General features: G+C 46.7%; 13 protein-coding genes. 6 read left to right on the top strand and 7 right to left on the bottom strand.

What is annotated here, in order from left to right; all coding sequences use genetic code 11:
* Position 1: 1 nt before the first annotated feature.
* Positions 2-2,110, top strand: coding sequence for an outer membrane beta-barrel family protein (locus KTR07_RS06895; protein ID WP_113748481.1), 2,109 nt, complete (start codon positions 2-4; stop codon positions 2,108-2,110).
* A gap of 6 nt (positions 2,111-2,116) precedes the next feature.
* Here KTR07_RS06895 and aspD read toward each other — a convergent pair whose 3' ends face one another.
* Positions 2,117-3,745, bottom strand: coding sequence for an aspartate 4-decarboxylase (aspD, locus tag KTR07_RS06890; protein WP_008765606.1), 1,629 nt, complete (start codon positions 3,743-3,745; stop codon positions 2,117-2,119).
* A gap of 60 nt (positions 3,746-3,805) precedes the next feature.
* Positions 3,806-5,500 (bottom strand): aspartate-alanine antiporter, encoded by a 1,695-nt coding sequence (gene aspT / locus KTR07_RS06885; protein ID WP_011107422.1) that lies wholly within the window; start codon positions 5,498-5,500, stop codon positions 3,806-3,808.
* Between the two features lie 206 nt (positions 5,501-5,706).
* On the opposite strand from aspT, the gene KTR07_RS06880 reads away from it, so the two are divergent.
* Positions 5,707-7,374: a formate--tetrahydrofolate ligase gene (locus tag KTR07_RS06880; protein ID WP_008761411.1), complete on the top strand. Its 1,668-nt coding sequence runs from the start codon at positions 5,707-5,709 to the stop codon at positions 7,372-7,374.
* A 386-nt stretch (positions 7,375-7,760) separates the two neighbouring features.
* Here KTR07_RS06880 and glyA read toward each other — a convergent pair whose 3' ends face one another.
* The 5 genes from glyA to pyrB form a co-directional block, all read right to left on the bottom strand.
* Positions 7,761-9,041 carry a serine hydroxymethyltransferase gene (gene glyA / locus KTR07_RS06875; RefSeq protein WP_008761412.1) on the bottom strand — a complete coding sequence of 427 codons (1,281 nt, stop codon included), beginning with the start codon at positions 9,039-9,041 and terminating at the stop codon, positions 7,761-7,763.
* A gap of 220 nt (positions 9,042-9,261) precedes the next feature.
* Positions 9,262-9,999 (bottom strand): porin family protein, encoded by a 738-nt coding sequence (locus tag KTR07_RS06870; RefSeq protein ID WP_008761413.1) that lies wholly within the window; start codon positions 9,997-9,999, stop codon positions 9,262-9,264.
* A 16-nt stretch (positions 10,000-10,015) separates the two neighbouring features.
* Positions 10,016-10,582 carry a flavin reductase family protein gene (locus tag KTR07_RS06865; protein ID WP_032840898.1) on the bottom strand — a complete coding sequence of 189 codons (567 nt, stop codon included), beginning with the start codon at positions 10,580-10,582 and terminating at the stop codon, positions 10,016-10,018.
* A 34-nt stretch (positions 10,583-10,616) separates the two neighbouring features.
* Positions 10,617-11,078: an aspartate carbamoyltransferase regulatory subunit gene (gene pyrI, locus KTR07_RS06860; protein ID WP_008761415.1), complete on the bottom strand. Its 462-nt coding sequence runs from the start codon at positions 11,076-11,078 to the stop codon at positions 10,617-10,619.
* Positions 11,075-12,016, bottom strand: coding sequence for an aspartate carbamoyltransferase (gene pyrB / locus KTR07_RS06855; RefSeq protein ID WP_008761416.1), 942 nt, complete (start codon positions 12,014-12,016; stop codon positions 11,075-11,077). The genes pyrI and pyrB overlap by 4 nt, the downstream gene beginning before the upstream one ends.
* Positions 12,017-12,221: 205 nt before the next feature.
* Here pyrB and KTR07_RS06850 point away from each other — a divergent pair, with 205 nt between their 5' ends.
* Genes KTR07_RS06850 through KTR07_RS06835 form a run of 4 tightly spaced genes read left to right on the top strand, consistent with a single transcriptional unit; the run spans position 12,222 to position 16,988 of the window.
* The gene (locus KTR07_RS06850) at positions 12,222-14,561 is read left to right on the top strand and encodes a transglycosylase domain-containing protein (RefSeq protein ID WP_008765610.1); all 2,340 of its coding nucleotides are present in this window, start codon (positions 12,222-12,224) and stop codon (positions 14,559-14,561) included.
* Between the two features lie 10 nt (positions 14,562-14,571).
* Positions 14,572-14,952, top strand: a complete 381-nt coding sequence (locus KTR07_RS06845) for a 2-amino-4-hydroxy-6-hydroxymethyldihydropteridine diphosphokinase (RefSeq protein ID WP_008761418.1) — start codon at positions 14,572-14,574, stop codon at positions 14,950-14,952.
* Positions 14,949-15,701, top strand: coding sequence for a 3-deoxy-manno-octulosonate cytidylyltransferase (kdsB, locus tag KTR07_RS06840; RefSeq protein ID WP_008761419.1), 753 nt, complete (start codon positions 14,949-14,951; stop codon positions 15,699-15,701). The genes KTR07_RS06845 and kdsB overlap by 4 nt, the downstream gene beginning before the upstream one ends.
* 3 nt (positions 15,702-15,704) lie before the next feature.
* On the top strand, positions 15,705-16,988 hold the full coding sequence (locus tag KTR07_RS06835; RefSeq protein WP_008765611.1) for a pitrilysin family protein: 1,284 nt from the start codon (positions 15,705-15,707) through the stop codon (positions 16,986-16,988).
* Positions 16,989-17,031: the final 43 nt, after the last annotated feature.

Raw genomic sequence — 17,031 nt, 5'->3', positions numbered from 1 at the left:
TATGAAACGAACTTATTTACTGCTTTTGTTACTTTTCATGTATTGGATGTACGCTTCTGCACAGCAGGTACAGACAGCGCAGGAACCTGCCGACAGCGTAAAAAACGTAGCCTATATAGACAGCCTGTATCGGGAACTTCCCGAAGTCATGATCACCGGCGAACGTCCGGTAGTAAAAGCCGAACAGGGGAAACTGGTATACGACGTTCCGAGACTGGTCAGCAGCCTGCCGGTAGACAATGCCTATGATGCGGTAAAGAACCTGCCGGGAGTTGTCTCCATGAATGATGCCCTGACGTTGGGAGGGCAACCGGTCACTGTGGTTATCAACGGAAAAGTGACCACCCTCTCTGTAGAGCAATTAAGCACCCTGCTGAAATCAATGCCCGTCAGTCGGATTGAAAAGGCGGAAGTGATGTATTCCGCTCCGGCACGTTATCAAGTGCGCGGACCGATGATCAATCTGATACTGACTTCGGGCATGGGAAAAGAACCTTCTCTTCAGGGAGAACTATATACTGCCTACAGCCAATTACACTACGAATCTCTGGCAGAGCGTGCGAGCCTTCTATACTCCGGACGCAAATTTTCTGCTGATCTTCTCTACTCTTACTCTTACAGCCGCGAACGGAGGGAGACAGACAAGGAAGCGCTTCACACGCTCGCCGACGGTTCGGTGCATCCGATGAATATGTATGATATCACTACTTCCCGCCACAACAATCACCAGATACGCCTTGGGATGGACTATGCCTTTACCGACAAGCATTTGCTGAGCTTGGTTTATACCACTGCTTTCACCGATGTCAAACCTTACGCCACAGTCACCGGTGCGCAGAACTCGGTCACCGATTCGCACTCGGAAGGACAGCTTCATAATGCCAAACTCGACTATCAGACTCCTTTCGGACTGAAAGCCGGAGCGGAATTTACCTATTATCATGCTCCCGGCAGTCAGCTGCTTTACAGCACACTGGGAGAAGAAACACTGAACTTCCTGAGCAAAGATAACCAACGGATCAACCAATGGCGTTTCTATGCCGGACAAGAACATACTTTGGGCGCAGACTGGGGATTGAATTATGGTATTGCTTATACGACCGCATTGGACAATAGTTATCAAATGTATTTCGATCCCGAAACGGAAACTTTACTGCCGGACAACAACATGCAATCCCGTCGTCGCGAGCAGACGCTGAACTTTTATGCCGGACTCAGCAAGAGCTTCGGTGAGAAACTTTCAGCGGATGTCTCTCTGGCTGCCGAGCAATATCATACGGATATGTGGAACGAATGGAGCCTGTATCCGGTTGCCAACCTGACTTATTTGCCTGCTCCGGGACATATCCTGCAATTTTCATTGAGCAGCGACAAGGAATATCCGGAATACTGGAGTATGCAGAACTCCACTTCCTACATGGGCGCTTATTCCGAGATTCAGGGAAATCCCTTCCTCAAACCGGCAACCAACTACGAAGCTAACATTAGCTATATATTAAAAGGTAAATATGTGCTGACCGCCTATTACAGCCGCACGAAAAACAAGGAAATGCAGACGCTTTACCAGTCTCCGGAACGTCTGGTCGAGATCTATAAATGCTTTAACTTCGACTTCTCGGAACAGGCGGGCTTGGTAATGGTAGTTCCCTTTAAAGTGAAGAAATGGCTGGACTCCCGCATCACGGCAATCGGCTTCCGTTACCGTCAGAAAGACAGTGATTTCTGGGATATCCCGTTCGACCGCAAACTATATACGTTTGTATTGACCATGAACAATACCTTCACTCTCTCCACCAAACCTGATTTGAAGTTTACCCTAAGCGGATTTTATCAGAACAAAGCGATACAAGGCATTTTCGACCTTCCCCGTTCGGGAAATCTGGATGCGGCCCTGCGCTATACTTTCGCAAAGGGAAAAGCACAACTGACCTTGAAATGCGACGACATATTTAATACTTCCACCATTTCGACTAATGTCCGTTTCGGACAACAGAATGTGAAGAATCACTATATGAAGACTACCCGTGCCTTCGGTATTTCCTTCAACTACAAATTCGGAGGATACAAGGAGAAAAAGCGGGAAGAGGTGGATACTTCCCGCTTTAAATAATAAGTATTACCTATTTTCTGCATACTCATCCAGTACGCGCTTGATACTTTGTCCTATTTTTACGTAATCGGCTTCGTTCAGATTGGCGAGCGAAACACGGACACTCCATTTCGGTCCGGCAAATCCGCCGCCGTTCAGCAGGACGAGCGAAGTCTCGTTGGCAAGGCGGAAAACAACGTCCAGCGGATTGTAGGTCTTTTGCAGATAGTCTGCAAATTCGTCACCGTAGAATTTCTTCGCCCATACCAGCATATCGATTTCCGAATAATATCCGGCACGCAGCGGGTCTTCTATCAACGTGAAGCCGGTGCTGTCCCAGAGTGCATGCAGTCGACGGTGGATGATTTCCTGCATCTTTGCCTTGTACCGGTCTTCCTTGTCGAGAAGGGAGAAAGCGGCGAACAGGCTCATCTGCATTTGCTGAGGCAGCGAGAGTCCTGCGGTATGGTTCAGCGCAATCTGCCGGCTGTCGGCTACCATGCGGTCAATAAACTTCATCTTCTCGGGGTGTAAACTGAGGCTTGCATAACGCTTGTTTAAGATTGCTGTTTGCTCCTCCGACAGGCGGGCAATCATTTTGTCGTAGATGTTGTCTTCGTGTAGGGCTATCACTGCATTTCTCCATCCTGTGGCTCCGAAATACTTGGAGAAGGAATAGACGCAGAGTGTATTATGCGGCAACTCCGCCATCAACGAACGGAAGTGAGGTATGAATGTTCCGTACACATCGTCCGTAATGATCATCAGATTCGGATTGTCATTCTTTACGATGTTGACAATACGTGCGGCAGTCTCCGGACTCAGCGCATAACTGGGCGGATTGCTCGGATTGGTGATGAACAACGCTTTTATCTGCGGATTCTTCAGCTTATCGATATCTTCATCTTTATATTGCCAGGTATGCAGCCCGTCCGGTGTCATCTGATCGGCAGATATTTCGGTAACATCGAACTGATAGCGGCGTAATTCCGGAATCTCGATGTAGGGCGTGAAGACAGGAATCATCAAGGCGATGGAATCCCCTTGATTCAACAGGAAGTTTTCCTGCAATGAATCGAATACATAGCACATGGCAGCCGTTCCGCCTTCGGTAGCGAAAAGGTCGAATGTGCCTTTAGGGGGACGGCGGTCGCACATTTCCTGTGCCAGATAATCCTGTACGATCAGTTCGGTGAAGTGCAGGATACGGTCGGGGACAGGATACTGGTCACCGATGACCGATTCCGCCCATTCATGAACCAGTCTGTCCGGATCGGCTGCGTGCTCCATCAGCATATAATTATAGGTTTCTTTCAGTAACCTGGCTCCGGCTTCTTTCTCGTTCTCTTTGAGGAAAGCCTCGAAGCGGGCGGCTATTCCTTCCTGTTGTGGGATGCCTGCAATTCCTTCTTCCAGGGATTGGACACGGCGACATTCGCAAAGTCCGAATTTTCCTAACAGGAAGAATGCTTCACGCGGTTCGGTCGCAATCCAGTTCGGGTTGCCTCGTCCTGCGTTCAGCATGGTATGGGCCATTTTCTTGATACTCTCGTCAGCCATTTCGATGAGCTTGTTTTTAAGTTCGAAAGGACTGATCGTTTCCATCTTTTTGGCAAAGTTCTTGGTGATAGCTGTGCCAGTTGTTTTCTTTTCCATAATGGTTTTTATTATTTTGATACTTAATTTTGATTTCCTATACATTCACTATACTGACATTTACATGAGCAATACGATGGCTACTCCCCAGATAATCAGTAGTGTATTACCGACTGCATACGTCACGGTGTATCCTAACGCGGGAGTATCGCTTCCTAGTGCGTCCTGAATAGCTCCCAGTGCGGCGGTTGTGGTACGTGCTCCGGCTGTACATCCCAGTGTGAGGGCAGGGTGGAACTTGAACAGATATCTTCCCATCAGCAGTCCGCTGAGAAGAGGGATGGCGGTTGCCAGTGCACCGACGATAAACAGGCTGAATCCTACTTCCTTGAAACCGGTCACGAAACTAGGTCCGGCAGCGATGCCGACAACAGCGATAAACATATTCAATCCCACATTATTCAATACCCACAACGAAGGTTCGGGGATACCGCCAAAGGTCGGATGTTTGCTGCGCAGCCAGCCGAATACGAGTCCTGCGATCAAGGCACCTCCACTGGTGGACAGGCTGATCGGGATACCTCCCAGGTGAATGGCAAGTGCGCCGACCAGACCACCGAGCAGGATACCCAGTCCCACGAAGATCATATCTGTCTGGTTGGTGGGGCGATCGATATAGCCCATCTGTTTGGCGGCAGTTTCTACTTCGAGTTTTGTTCCGGTCAGTTCGAGAATATCACCGGAGTCGATCACTGTCTGAGCAAGTACCGGAACATTGATGCCTGCTCGCTTGATACTGCGGATACTGACTCCGTGCATGAATTTCAGCGCACGGATCGTGGAGACCTTTTCGCCTGCGAATGTGCGGTGGGTGACCATTACCGGAAGCGTCTCTGCCGGAAAGTCGAGCAGTTGGGCGTCGATCACTTCCGGACCGATCCAGTCTTCTTCGCCGATTGCATATTCACGGCGGCCGCTTAATACGACTTCATCGCCCGGTTGTAGAAGCATATCCGGGGTGACTTCTTCTATGACGCCCTTTTGCCGTACGCGTTCTACAAACAGCCGTTTATCGTTTTCCACCAGATAGTTCTCCAGTTCGCTGACCGTTTTTCCTTTGCCGAACCATTCGTTATCTATTTTATAAGCACGGAATACGACGGGGCGGAGGGCGGTGTAAAATCCGGGTTCATCTGCTTCGGAAGTTCCCATTTTGGCTTCCAGCTCTTTGCAGTCCGCTTTCACCTTCTCCAGTCCGCCCAGCATTTTGGGACCGAGTGAAGCCAGAATCCATGCGGAACCTGCCGTACCGAAAATATAAGTCACAGCGTATGCTACGGGGATGGCATTGATAAATGTCGCTTTCTGCGCATCGCTGATGCTTAATTGATTGATCGTGTCGCTTGCCACACCGATTACTGCGGAAATGGTCTGTGAGCCTGCCAGCAATCCGGCAGCCTCGCCTACATGGTAGCCCATGATTTTGGCAAGTATCCATGGGGCGATGAGGCTGACAATGCACATCAGGACGGCAAATCCTACTTGCGGCAATCCGTCTTTCTTCAATCCGCGAAAGAATTGCGGACCTACCTTATAGCCCACAGCGAATAAAAACAGGAGGAAAAAGACAGCTTTCATCGGGCCGTCTACACTAATGTTTAATTGTCCTACCAGTACTCCGACCAGTAGCACGCTGGTTACTGTTCCCAACGAAAATTTTCCTATTTTGAATCTGCCCAGCCAGAAGCCGGCGAATAAAGTGAGGAAAATGGCAAGTTCGGGATGATCCCTGAGTTGATTAATAATCCATTCCATATATGTTGTTCTTGTTTAGGTTATGTTCATAACAACAGTTCTTGTGCAAAAAGAGTTTAGTGGGTTAAGTACGTTATCGTCATAGTTTCTAAAAATATAAATTAATTGTGCGGAAGTTCCGGGCAAACGAGAGAGCGTCTTAAATTTCTCAGTTTCGCTTTTTTGTTATACTTTTGTCACTTCAAATAAAACTAATCATATTCTGTATGAAATCAGACATAGAAATAGCTCGCAGTGTCGAGTTGAAAAAGATCAAGCAAGTTGCCGAAAGCATCGGAATCCCTCGTGAAGAAGTCGAAAATTATGGTCGCTACATCGCGAAGATTCCCGAACAACTGATCGACGAGGAGAAAGTGAAGAAAAGTAACCTTGTCCTGGTAACTGCCATCACAGCGACAAAGGCGGGTATCGGCAAAACTACAGTATCTATCGGTCTCGCCCTGGGACTGAACAAAATCGGAAAGAAGGCGATTGTCGCTTTGCGCGAGCCGTCTCTCGGTCCTTGCTTCGGTATGAAGGGAGGAGCAGCGGGTGGGGGATATGCACAGGTGCTTCCGATGGAGAAGATCAACCTTCATTTTACGGGAGACTTTCATGCAATTACTTCCGCGCATAACATGATTTCTGCTTTGCTCGATAATTATCTTTATCAGAATCAGGCGAAAGGTTTCGGATTGAAAGAAATTCTCTGGCGTCGGGTGCTCGACGTGAACGACCGTTCGTTGCGCAGCATCGTAGTCGGACTCGGACCCAAGTCGAACGGCATCACGCAGGAGTCAGGCTTCGATATTACTCCGGCTTCGGAAATTATGGCCATTCTCTGCCTTTCCAAAGATGTGGAAGACTTGCGCCGCCGCATTGAAAACATTCTGCTTGGTTTTACATACGATGACCAGCCTTTTACGGTGAAAGATCTCGGAGTGGCGGGAGCTATCACGGTATTGCTGAAAGACGCCATCCATCCGAATCTGGTGCAGACGACCGAAGGTACCGCCGCTTTCGTACACGGCGGACCGTTTGCCAATATCGCTCATGGCTGTAACTCTATTCTTGCCACCAAACTGGCAATGTCATTCGGTGACTATGTGATCACGGAAGCCGGATTCGGCGCAGACCTCGGTGCTGAAAAGTTCTATAACATCAAATGCCGCAAAAGCGGACTCCAGCCCAAACTGACTGTGATTGTCGCTACGGCGCAAGGACTGAAGATGCACGGTGGTGTCAGTCTCGACCGCATCAAGGAACCGAACATGGAAGGACTGAAAGAAGGATTGCGCAATCTGGATAAACATATTCGTAATCTTCGCTCCTTCGGACAGACGGTAGTGGTTGCTTTCAATAAGTTTGCCACCGACACGGACGAGGAAATGGAAATGCTGCGCGAGCACTGCGAACAGTTGGGGGTAGGTTACGCCATCAATAATGCGTTCAGCGAAGGTGGTGATGGAGCGGTAGATATGGCCCGCCTCGTAGTTGATACGATAGAAAATAATCCGTCCGAACCTTTGCGTTATACGTATAAAGAAGAAGACAGCATACAGCAGAAGATTGAGAAAGTGGCTACCAACCTTTATGGAGCCAGCGTCATTACGTACAGCAGCATCGCCCGCAACCGCATCAAGCTGATTGAGAAAATGGGAATCACTCATTATCCGGTTTGTATTGCCAAGACACAATACTCTTTTTCTGCCGATCCGAAGATTTATGGCGCCGTGAATAATTTCGAGTTCCATATCAAGGATATAGTGATTAATAACGGTGCCGAAATGATTGTAGCGATTGCAGGAGAAATCCTTCGTATGCCGGGATTGCCCAAAGAACCGCAAGCGTTGCATATCGACATTGTAGATGGTGAAATTGAAGGACTGAGCTGATTTTTACTATTTCATTTAGTATATTTCTGTACTGTCAATCATCCAATATAAATCCCCGTCTTTCCACTTCTGATAGTTTGGGAAGACGGGGATGATTGTATATAGAGTCCAGTGTACCGGTATGTTGACCTTGTCTGATACACTGTACGATTGAAGTCGCTGCTTTCCGGAAGAGTATAGTGCGTATTTCAATTTCTCTTTTTGTAGTAAGAAAACATCTTTTCGAGCAGATAGTTTGTCTGATTCTGTTAATAAATAAAAAAGAAAAGCCTGTTTTCTTCACAGAAAGCAGGCTTATAAAATTCAAAAGAAATTCTTTATGAAATGTTGAACACAAATGCTGCTAATTCACATTACCGGCATTTGGTTACTCAAAGAAAGAAATCTTAATCAGCAAAAAGAGGATATTTCTTCATTGTCTCATTGACACGTGCACGTACTTGTGCGATCACCTCTTCATTTTCCACGTTAGACAGAACTGTTTCGATCATTTCGGCAATTTCGATCATCAGGTCTTCTTTTGCACCACGGGTTGTGATGGCAGGAGTACCCAGACGGATACCGGAAGTTTGGAAAGCAGAACGGCTGTCAAACGGAACCATGTTCTTATTCACGGTAATGTCAGCAGAAACTAATGCTTTTTCTGCTACCTTACCTGTCAGATCAGGGTATTTGCTACGCAGGTCAACCAGCATGGAGTGATTGTCCGTACCACCGGAAACGATTGTAAAACCACGGTCTATCAAGGCCTGTGCCAGTACGGCAGCATTCTTCTGAACCTGTTTTGCATATTCCTTGTATTCCGGTTGCAGGATTTCGCCGAAAGCTACGGCTTTGGCAGCGATTACGTGTTCCAACGGTCCGCCCTGTACACCTGGGAATACAGCTGAATCCAGTAATTGAGACATCATTTTGATTTCACCCTTCGGAGTTTTCTTTCCCCAAGGATTAGGGAAATCTTTTCCCATCATGATGACCCCACCACGAGGTCCGCGAAGTGTTTTATGTGTAGTCGAAGTGACGATGTGTGCATATTTAACCGGGTTCTCCAACAGTCCGGCAGCGATCAGACCCGCAGGGTGAGCCATGTCGATCATCAGGATAGCGCCTACTTTATCTGCGATTTCACGCATACGTTTGTAGTCCCATTCGCGGGAATAAGCAGAGCCGCCGCCGATAATCATTTTCGGCTTTTCGCGCAAAGCAACTTCTTCCATCTGGTCGTAGTCTACACGGCCGGTTTCCTGATTCAGATTGTATTCGCAAGGAGTGTAGATAATGCCGGAAGTGTTTACTAATGAACCGTGAGAAAGGTGTCCGCCGTGTGCGAGGTTTAATCCCATAAACTTGTCGCCTGGATTCAAAACAGCCAGAAATACGGCTGCATTGGCTTGTGCTCCTGAATGCGGTTGTACGTTTGCCCATTCGGCACCGAAGATTTCTTTCAGGCGGTCGATAGCGATTTGTTCGCTTTGGTCAACTACTTCACAACCTCCGTAGTAACGTTTGCCCGGATAACCTTCTGCGTACTTGTTAGTCAGGCAAGAACCCATTGCCTGCATTACCTGGTCACTTACAAAGTTTTCAGATGCAATCAGCTCGATACCTTTCAGCTGACGTTGGTGCTCTTTTTCGATGATGTCGAAAATTAAGTCGTCTCTTTTCATTCTTTTTATAAGTAATATTAAATTTTTAATTCGAGATACCTATTTTAAGCGCACAAAGTTAGTGAAAATAAATAAAGAACGAAGGAACTATAAGAAAAATGTTAGTAAATGGAGGAAATTAATAGATAATGGATAATTTATCGTACGGAATGAATAGGAGGTGTCTGTTTTTGCCGGTTGCCGACTATCAAAAGTTCATCAGCCGGCTGTCGGATGTTCTTTAAAGAATGAATCCGAACGAGAAACTTAATGCGCTGTCGCGGCGGCGGAAAATGATAGGGCTGACTCCCGTGCTGCCGTCTGAATTGATATTGTCATAAACGATGGATTTGGAGATATTTCCTATCCCCTGTTCGTAGCGGAAGTCGAAAAAGATGCGGGAGATATTGACGCCGACACCGATCACGACGCTGACATTGAGCGGATACAGCTTTTCATGAATCCCTTTCTGGTCGAAGTTTGTGAAAGTGATTTCGTTCTGCTTTCCCCATAGATACCGGAGTTTTGGACCGGCAAAGATAGACATTCCGTATGGTCCTTTTTTCACTACGTTATATCCGTAGAGAATAGGGAAGTCGATACTGTGAAGTACGGACTGTACCGAAGCATAATCGGGTTCGATGGCAGGGTGTTGCGAACCGAGTTTGTCAAAGGTGATCTCGCCTTTGCTGACATTATAGGATGCTTCCGGCTGAATGAAATGCTTCTTTATATTAAAGCGCATGAAGATCGCGCCAAAATAGCCGATCTTATAATTATTTTGTACTTCGTCGATCGTTACGTCTTTGATTTTCAATTCGGATACCATAAACATGGAAGAATTAAATCCGGCTTTGATACCAAAGTTGATTTTCTTTGTGTTGGGACGTTCCACTTTATCTGCGTTACGATCTTGGGCGAAAGCTGTGCAAGCTATCGCCATCCAACCGAAAAGAATTATGTTGCGCAGTATATTCATGGCAGTACTTTTTTCTTTATTTCTTCTTTTCTACACTCCAGCCGAATTTCCCTATTTTTTCTCCCAGGTCGTAATATCCTCCGTGCACATATACCAGCGGGTTCGCTTCCGCCAGTTCGAACTTGCCGGTTTCGGGATTCAGGTTCCGGTCGTCTGCACGGACGTTTACCACATCGGCGATAAACATATCATGCGAACCGAGCGAAACAATTTCCTTCACGCGACATTCGATGCAGAGGGGAGACTCTTCGATCAGCGGTGCGCTGACTACGGTGCAGCGTCCCGGAGTGAGTTTCATCTCTTCGAATTTACGATAATTCCGTCCCGAACGTACTCCGCACCAGTCGGTAGGGAACGCCATGTCTTTAGTTGTCAGATTGATGACGAACTCCATATTCTTCTTGATGATGTCGTAGGAGTGTCGTTCCGGTCGTACGGATATATAGCACATGGGCGGGTTTGTACAAATCGTACCCGTCCATGCTACTGTTATAATATTATATTCACTTTCATCTTTTCCGCAACTCACCAATATGGCAGGCAGCGGATAGATCATCGTTCCCGGTTTCCAGTCTTGTTTCAATTTAATAAAAAATTAAGAATGAGGAATGGAGAAACTAGAGGATGGTGATTTCCTCGCGTTTCTGTTCTTTCTCGCAATAATGGCACTTCACGATGCAATTATCCTTGTCAATCACATGAAATAACGTAGGCATAGGTTCATTGTTCGTGATACATTTCGGATTGGCGCATTTTACGATGCCGTGCAGCTCGTCCGGCATTCTGACTTCTTTCTTTTCAACGACTTCATAGTCGCGGATAATGTTCAGTTTTACGTAAGGTGCTACTACCGATATGCGGTTGATTTCTTCGTCGCAGAAAAACTTGTCGGCGATTTTGATAATGCCTTTTTTCCCTAGCTTTTTGCTGTCGAGGTTGAAGCCGATGGTGATGTTACACTTCATTTGCTCCACGCCCAGAAGTTGTACGACAGTAAAGAGTTTTTCTGATGGGATATGGTCAATCACTGTCCCGTTTTTCAGGGCAGCTACTTGCAATGCTTGTTTATTTTCGCTCATAATAAAATATCGTTTTTAACGTCCTCTAATGTGATACCTAACACGTCGCAAAGGATGGCTTCACGGGCATACAGACCGTTTTGCGCCTGTTGGAAATAATATGCTTTCGGGTTGTTGTCCACGTCGTAAGCAATCTCGTTGACACGGGGCAGCGGGTGCAGGATGCGGAGATTCGGACGGGTGTTTTCCAGCATCTTGTTGCGCAGGATATATACATTTTTCACTCGTTCGTATTCCATCAGGTCGGTGAAGCGTTCACGTTGCACACGGGTCATATACAGGATGTCGGCATCAGCGATAATTTCTTCGGTAAATTCGGTATGTTCAATGTATTTGATCTGATGCTCTTTGCAGTATAGCTTATATTCTTCCGGCATTTTCAGTTCATCGGGGGCGATGAAGTGGAATGTAGGATTGAAGTGGCGCATAGCCATCAGTAGTGAGTGGACGGTGCGGCCGTATTTCAAGTCTCCCACCAGAAAGATGTTCAGATTTTCCAGTGTTCCCTGAGTTTTGTAGATGGAGTAGAGGTCGAGCATCGTTTGTGACGGGTGCTGGTTGGCTCCGTCTCCTGCATTGACGATGGGCACAGGGGCTACTTCGCTGGCATATCGGGCAGCTCCTTCGAGATAGTGTCGCATGACGATGATATCCGCATAGCTGCTAACCATCATGATCGTGTCTTTGAGTGTTTCTCCTTTTGAGGAGCTGGTTGCTTTCGGATCAGTAAATCCGATGACGCGTGCGCCGAGGCGATTGGCTGCTGTTTCGAAACTCAGACGGGTACGGGTGGAAGGTTCAAAGAACAGGGTTGCTACTACCTTACCTTGCAATAACCGGCGGTTGGGGTTCATTTCAAACTGCTTCGCCATTTCGAGCATGTAGAGGATTTTTTCTTTAGAATGTTCGGCAATGGTTACTAAACTTCTGTTTTCCATTTTGTTATCTTTTATGTGGATAGAACTTGTTTTACCGGAGTGTAAAGGTACGAAGAAAATGTAAAATACAAACTTTTTTTCTCTTTTTATTCGTTTTTCGGTTGGTTTTAAAATATCAAATAAATCAAAAACTCGTTTGCTGTATGCTATATTTTATCTACCTTTGCGGCTTAATTATAAGCATCTTTTTTAAGCTAGAAGAAACATGATTCGAAAAATAATAAACGTTCTTTGGGTATTGTTGGCAGTTGCTTTAATAGCTATCGTAGTAGTTTTTGTGTCTATCTCTAAAGGCTGGATTGGCTATATGCCTCCTGTGGAAGAACTGGAAAACCCCAATTATAAATTTGCTACCGAGGTTTTCTCGGAAGACGGGAAAGTACTGGGTACATTCTCGATGGAAAAAAACAATCGTGTGTACAGCAGCTATGCCGATCTTTCTCCCAATATCATTCATGCGCTGATTGCGACGGAGGATGTTCGCTTTGCCGAACATTCCGGTATTGATGCGAAGGCACTTTTTCGTGCTATCGTCAAGCGTGGATTATTGTTGCAGAAAAGTGCGGGTGGAGGTAGTACGATCTCACAACAGCTGGCAAAACAGTTGTTTACGGAAAAGGTGGCAAGCAATACTATGCAGCGTCTGTTGCAGAAACCGATCGAATGGGTGATTGCCGTAAAACTGGAACGTTACTATACGAAAGAAGAGATTCTGACAATGTATCTTAATAAGTTCGACTTCCTGAATAATGCTGTAGGTATAAAGACAGCCGCATCTACTTATTTCGGCTGTGAACCCAAAGATTTGAAAATAGAGCAGGCAGCGATGCTGGTGGGAATGTGTCAGAATCCGTCCCGTTATAATCCGGTATCCAGAAATCCGAAAATCCGTGAGAATGCGCTGGGACGTCGTAATGTCGTACTGCGTCAGATGGAAAAAGCCGGCTACATCTCGGATGCGGAGTGTGATTCTCTGCAGGCACTTCCGCTGAAACTGGCATATACCCGTGTAGACCACAAAGAAGGTCTGGCAACCTATTTCCGCGAATATCTTCGTGGTGTGATGACCGCCAAGAAACCGGTTAAGAGCGAGTACCGCGGCTGGCAGATGCAGAAGTATTATGAAGATTCACTTTCATGGGAAACAAATCCGTTGTACGGCTGGTGCGCCAAAAATAAAAAGAAAGACGGATCGAATTATAATATCTATACGGATGGCCTGAAGATTTATACCACCATCAATTCGCATATGCAGCAATACGCTGAGGATGCTATCAAAGAACATTTAGGCGACTTCTTGCAACCTCTGTTCTTTAAAGAAAAACAAGGAAGTAAGAACGCTCCGTATGCAAGGGCATTGCCGCAGGCGCGGGTGGAAGAATTGCTGACCAGAGCCATGAAACAAACCGAACGTTATAATGTAATGAAGTCGGCGGGTGCTTCTGAACAGGAGATTCGCAAAGCATTCGATACTCCTCAGGAAATGTCTGTTTTCACTTGGGCAGGTGAGAAGGATACGATTATGACTCCGATGGACTCTATTCGCTATTACAAACACTTCCTGCGTACAGGATTCATGTCGATGGACCCGATGACCGGATATGTGAAGGCGTATGTTGGAGGACCGAATTATACATATTTCCAATATGACATGGCAATGGTGGGACGCCGTCAGGTAGGTTCTACTATCAAGCCGTATCTGTATACACTGGCGATGGAGAACGGATTTTCACCTTGTGATCAGGTGCGTCATGTAGAACAAACGCTGATTACCGAAACAGGAGAGGCATGGACTCCCCGAAACGCCAATAATAAACGTTATGGTGAAATGGTGACTCTGAAATGGGGACTGGCCAATTCGGATAACTGGATTTCGGCTTACCTGATGGGTAAACTGAATCCTTATAACCTTGTAAGGCTGATTCATAGTTTTGGTGTACGAAACAAGGCGATCGACCCTGTTGTTTCACTTTGTCTGGGTCCCTGCGAAATTTCTGTCGGTGAAATGGTAAGCGCATATACAGCTTTTGCCAATAAGGGGATTCGGGTAGCTCCGTTATTCGTCACCCGCATTGAAGATAGTGACGGCAATGTGCTTTCTACGTTTGCACCGCAGATGGAAGAAGTTATCAGTGTTTCGAGCGCATACAAGATGTTGGTAATGCTTCGTTCCGTTATCAATGAAGGAACAGGCGGACGTGTTCGCCGTTACGGAATTACGGCCGATATGGGCGGTAAAACAGGTACGACCAATGATAACTCGGATAGCTGGTTTATGGGCTTTACTCCATCATTGGTGTCCGGTTGCTGGGTAGGAGGTGATGAACGTGACATCCACTTTGGTACAATGACTTATGGACAAGGGGCTGCCGCCGCATTGCCTATCTGGGCAACTTATATGAAGAAAGTCTACGATGACCCGACTTTGGGATACAGCCAGACGGAAACGTTTAAACTGCCCGAAGGTTTTGACCCTTGTGCCGGTTCGGAAACACCGGACGGAGAAGTCTTCGAAGAAACGGGACTGGACGATTTGTTTAATTAAACCTCTCATCGTGCATAAATGTATCATTTGTATCGGAAGTAACTACAACCGGAAAGAGAATCTTCTTCTGGCTCGCAGGAGACTGGTGGATTTGTTTCCTACCATCCGCTTTACGTCTGAACAGGAGACACGCCCTTTGTTTTTCAGAAGTCCGGCATTGTTCTCCAATCAGGTGGCGATGTTCTTCTCGGAAGCGGAGGAGGAAAGAGTGCGCAAGGAGCTGAAAGCTATCGAGCAGTCCGCCGGGCGTCGTCCGGAGGATAAGAAGGAAGAAAAAGTCAGTCTGGATATTGATTTGCTCTCTTTCGATGACCGGGTGTTGAAGCCGGAAGACCTGAAAAGAGAGTATGTTGTGAAAGGATTAGAAGAATTAAAATACAATCAGATATGAAATTTCTGGGAATAATACCTGCCCGCTACGCATCCACCCGTTTCCCTGCGAAACCATTGGCTATGCTGGGGGGGAAGACGGTGATACAGCGTGTATACGAACAAGTAGCGGGCATCTTGGATGATGCTTATGTGGCTACCGATGACGAACGTATTGAAGCTGCCGTAAAAGCATTCGGAGGAAAAGTAGTCATGACTTCCATTGATCATAAAAGTGGTACCGACCGCTGCTATGAGGCGTGCACAAAGATCGGGGGCGACTTTGATGTGGTAGTCAATATACAGGGGGACGAACCTTTCATCCAGCCTTCCCAGCTGAATGCTGTAAAGGCTTGTTTCGAAGACCCTACCACGCAGATTGCTACGTTGGTGAAGCCTTTCACAGCCGATGAACCGTTTGCCGTACTGGAGAATGTCAACTCCCCGAAAGTGGTGCTCAACAAGAATTGGAACGCACTTTATTTCAGCCGTTCCATCATACCTTTTCAGCGCAATGCCGATAAGGAAGACTGGCTGAAGGGACATACCTATTACAAACATATCGGTCTGTACGCTTATCGCACGGAAGTATTGAAGGAGATCACCGCTCTACCGCAATCCTCTCTGGAGTTGGCAGAATCACTCGAACAGTTGCGCTGGCTGGAGAATGGATATAAAATAAAGGTAGGCATCAGTGACGTGGAAACGATCGGTATCGACACACCGCAGGATCTGAAACATGCAGAAGAATTTTTGAAGAACAGAAGCTGATTTATGGATCGTACGATACAACCTGAAATACAAGCCCTGAAAAATTTCCATATCCTTTCTCCCGTCCGGACTACTTTGCCGAACGGTGTCCCGTTGACGGTTGTCAATGCCGGTGAACAGGAGGTGGTCCGTATGGATATTCTTTTTGCCGGAGGGCGCTGGCAACAGTCGCAGAAGTTGCAGGCGCTGTTTACAAACCGGATGCTACGCGAAGGCACGCAGAAGTATACGGCGGCAACCATTGCAGAGAAACTGGATTATTATGGTTCATGGCTCGAACTGTCCAGTTCGTCGGAGTATGCTTATATCACTGTCTACTCGTTGAACAAGTATCTGGCAAAAACGCTGGAAGTCGTGGAATCCATGATTAAGGAACCTGTGTTTCCGGAGAAAGAACTGCATACCATCCTGGATACGAATATCCAGCAATATCTGGTCAATACTTCTAAAGTAGACTTCCTTGCACACCGTGGCCTGTTACAGGCGCTTTACGGGACACAGCATCCATGCGGGCAAATTGTAGTGGAGGAGGATTATCATGCCATTACACCGGAAGTACTCCGTGACTTCTACGGACGGCATTATCATTCGGGCAACTGTTCCATTTTCCTGTCGGGTAAGGTGACGGAAGATATCATCCGCCGGGTGACCGGTGCTTTCGGGACTCCTTTCGGACAATATCAGCTGAAAGCATCAAAACCGATATTTTCATTCGTTGCCGTTCCCGAAAAACGAATATTCATAGAGCGTGAAGACGCTTTGCAAAGTGCGGTGAAGATGGGATGTACCACCATTACCCGTCAGAATCCTGACTATCTGAAATTACGCGTACTGATGACGCTGTTCGGAGGATACTTTGGCAGCCGTCTGATGTCTAATATCCGTGAAGAGAAAGGATATACTTATGGGATTTCTGCCGGAATTATGTTCTATCCGGATAGCGGTTTGCAGGGAATCTCGACCGAAACGGATAATGAATACGTGGAACCGCTGATACAGGAAGTATATAATGAGATAGACAAACTACACCGGGAGCCTGTTCCTATGGAAGAACTGACGATGGTGCGCAACTATATGCTGGGCGAAATGTGCCGGAGCTACGAATCGCCTTTTTCGCTGGCGGATGCGTGGATTTTTATTGCTACTTCGGGGCTGGATGACCAGTATTTCTCCCGTTCTTTGCAGGCTGTAAATGAGGTGACACCTCAGGAAATACAGGAATTGGCACAGCGCTATTTGTGCAAAGAGACATTAAAAGAGGTCATTGCTGGTAAAAAGTTGTCATAATTTGCTTTCCGGTATGGCACTTTTTGGGAGAGAAGTTGTATCT

The organism is Bacteroides sp. MSK.20.82 (genome assembly GCF_019052485.1).
Lineage (GTDB): Bacteria > Bacteroidota > Bacteroidia > Bacteroidales > Bacteroidaceae > Bacteroides > Bacteroides thetaiotaomicron.
This window is presented reverse-complemented; position numbering and strand designations above follow the sequence as displayed.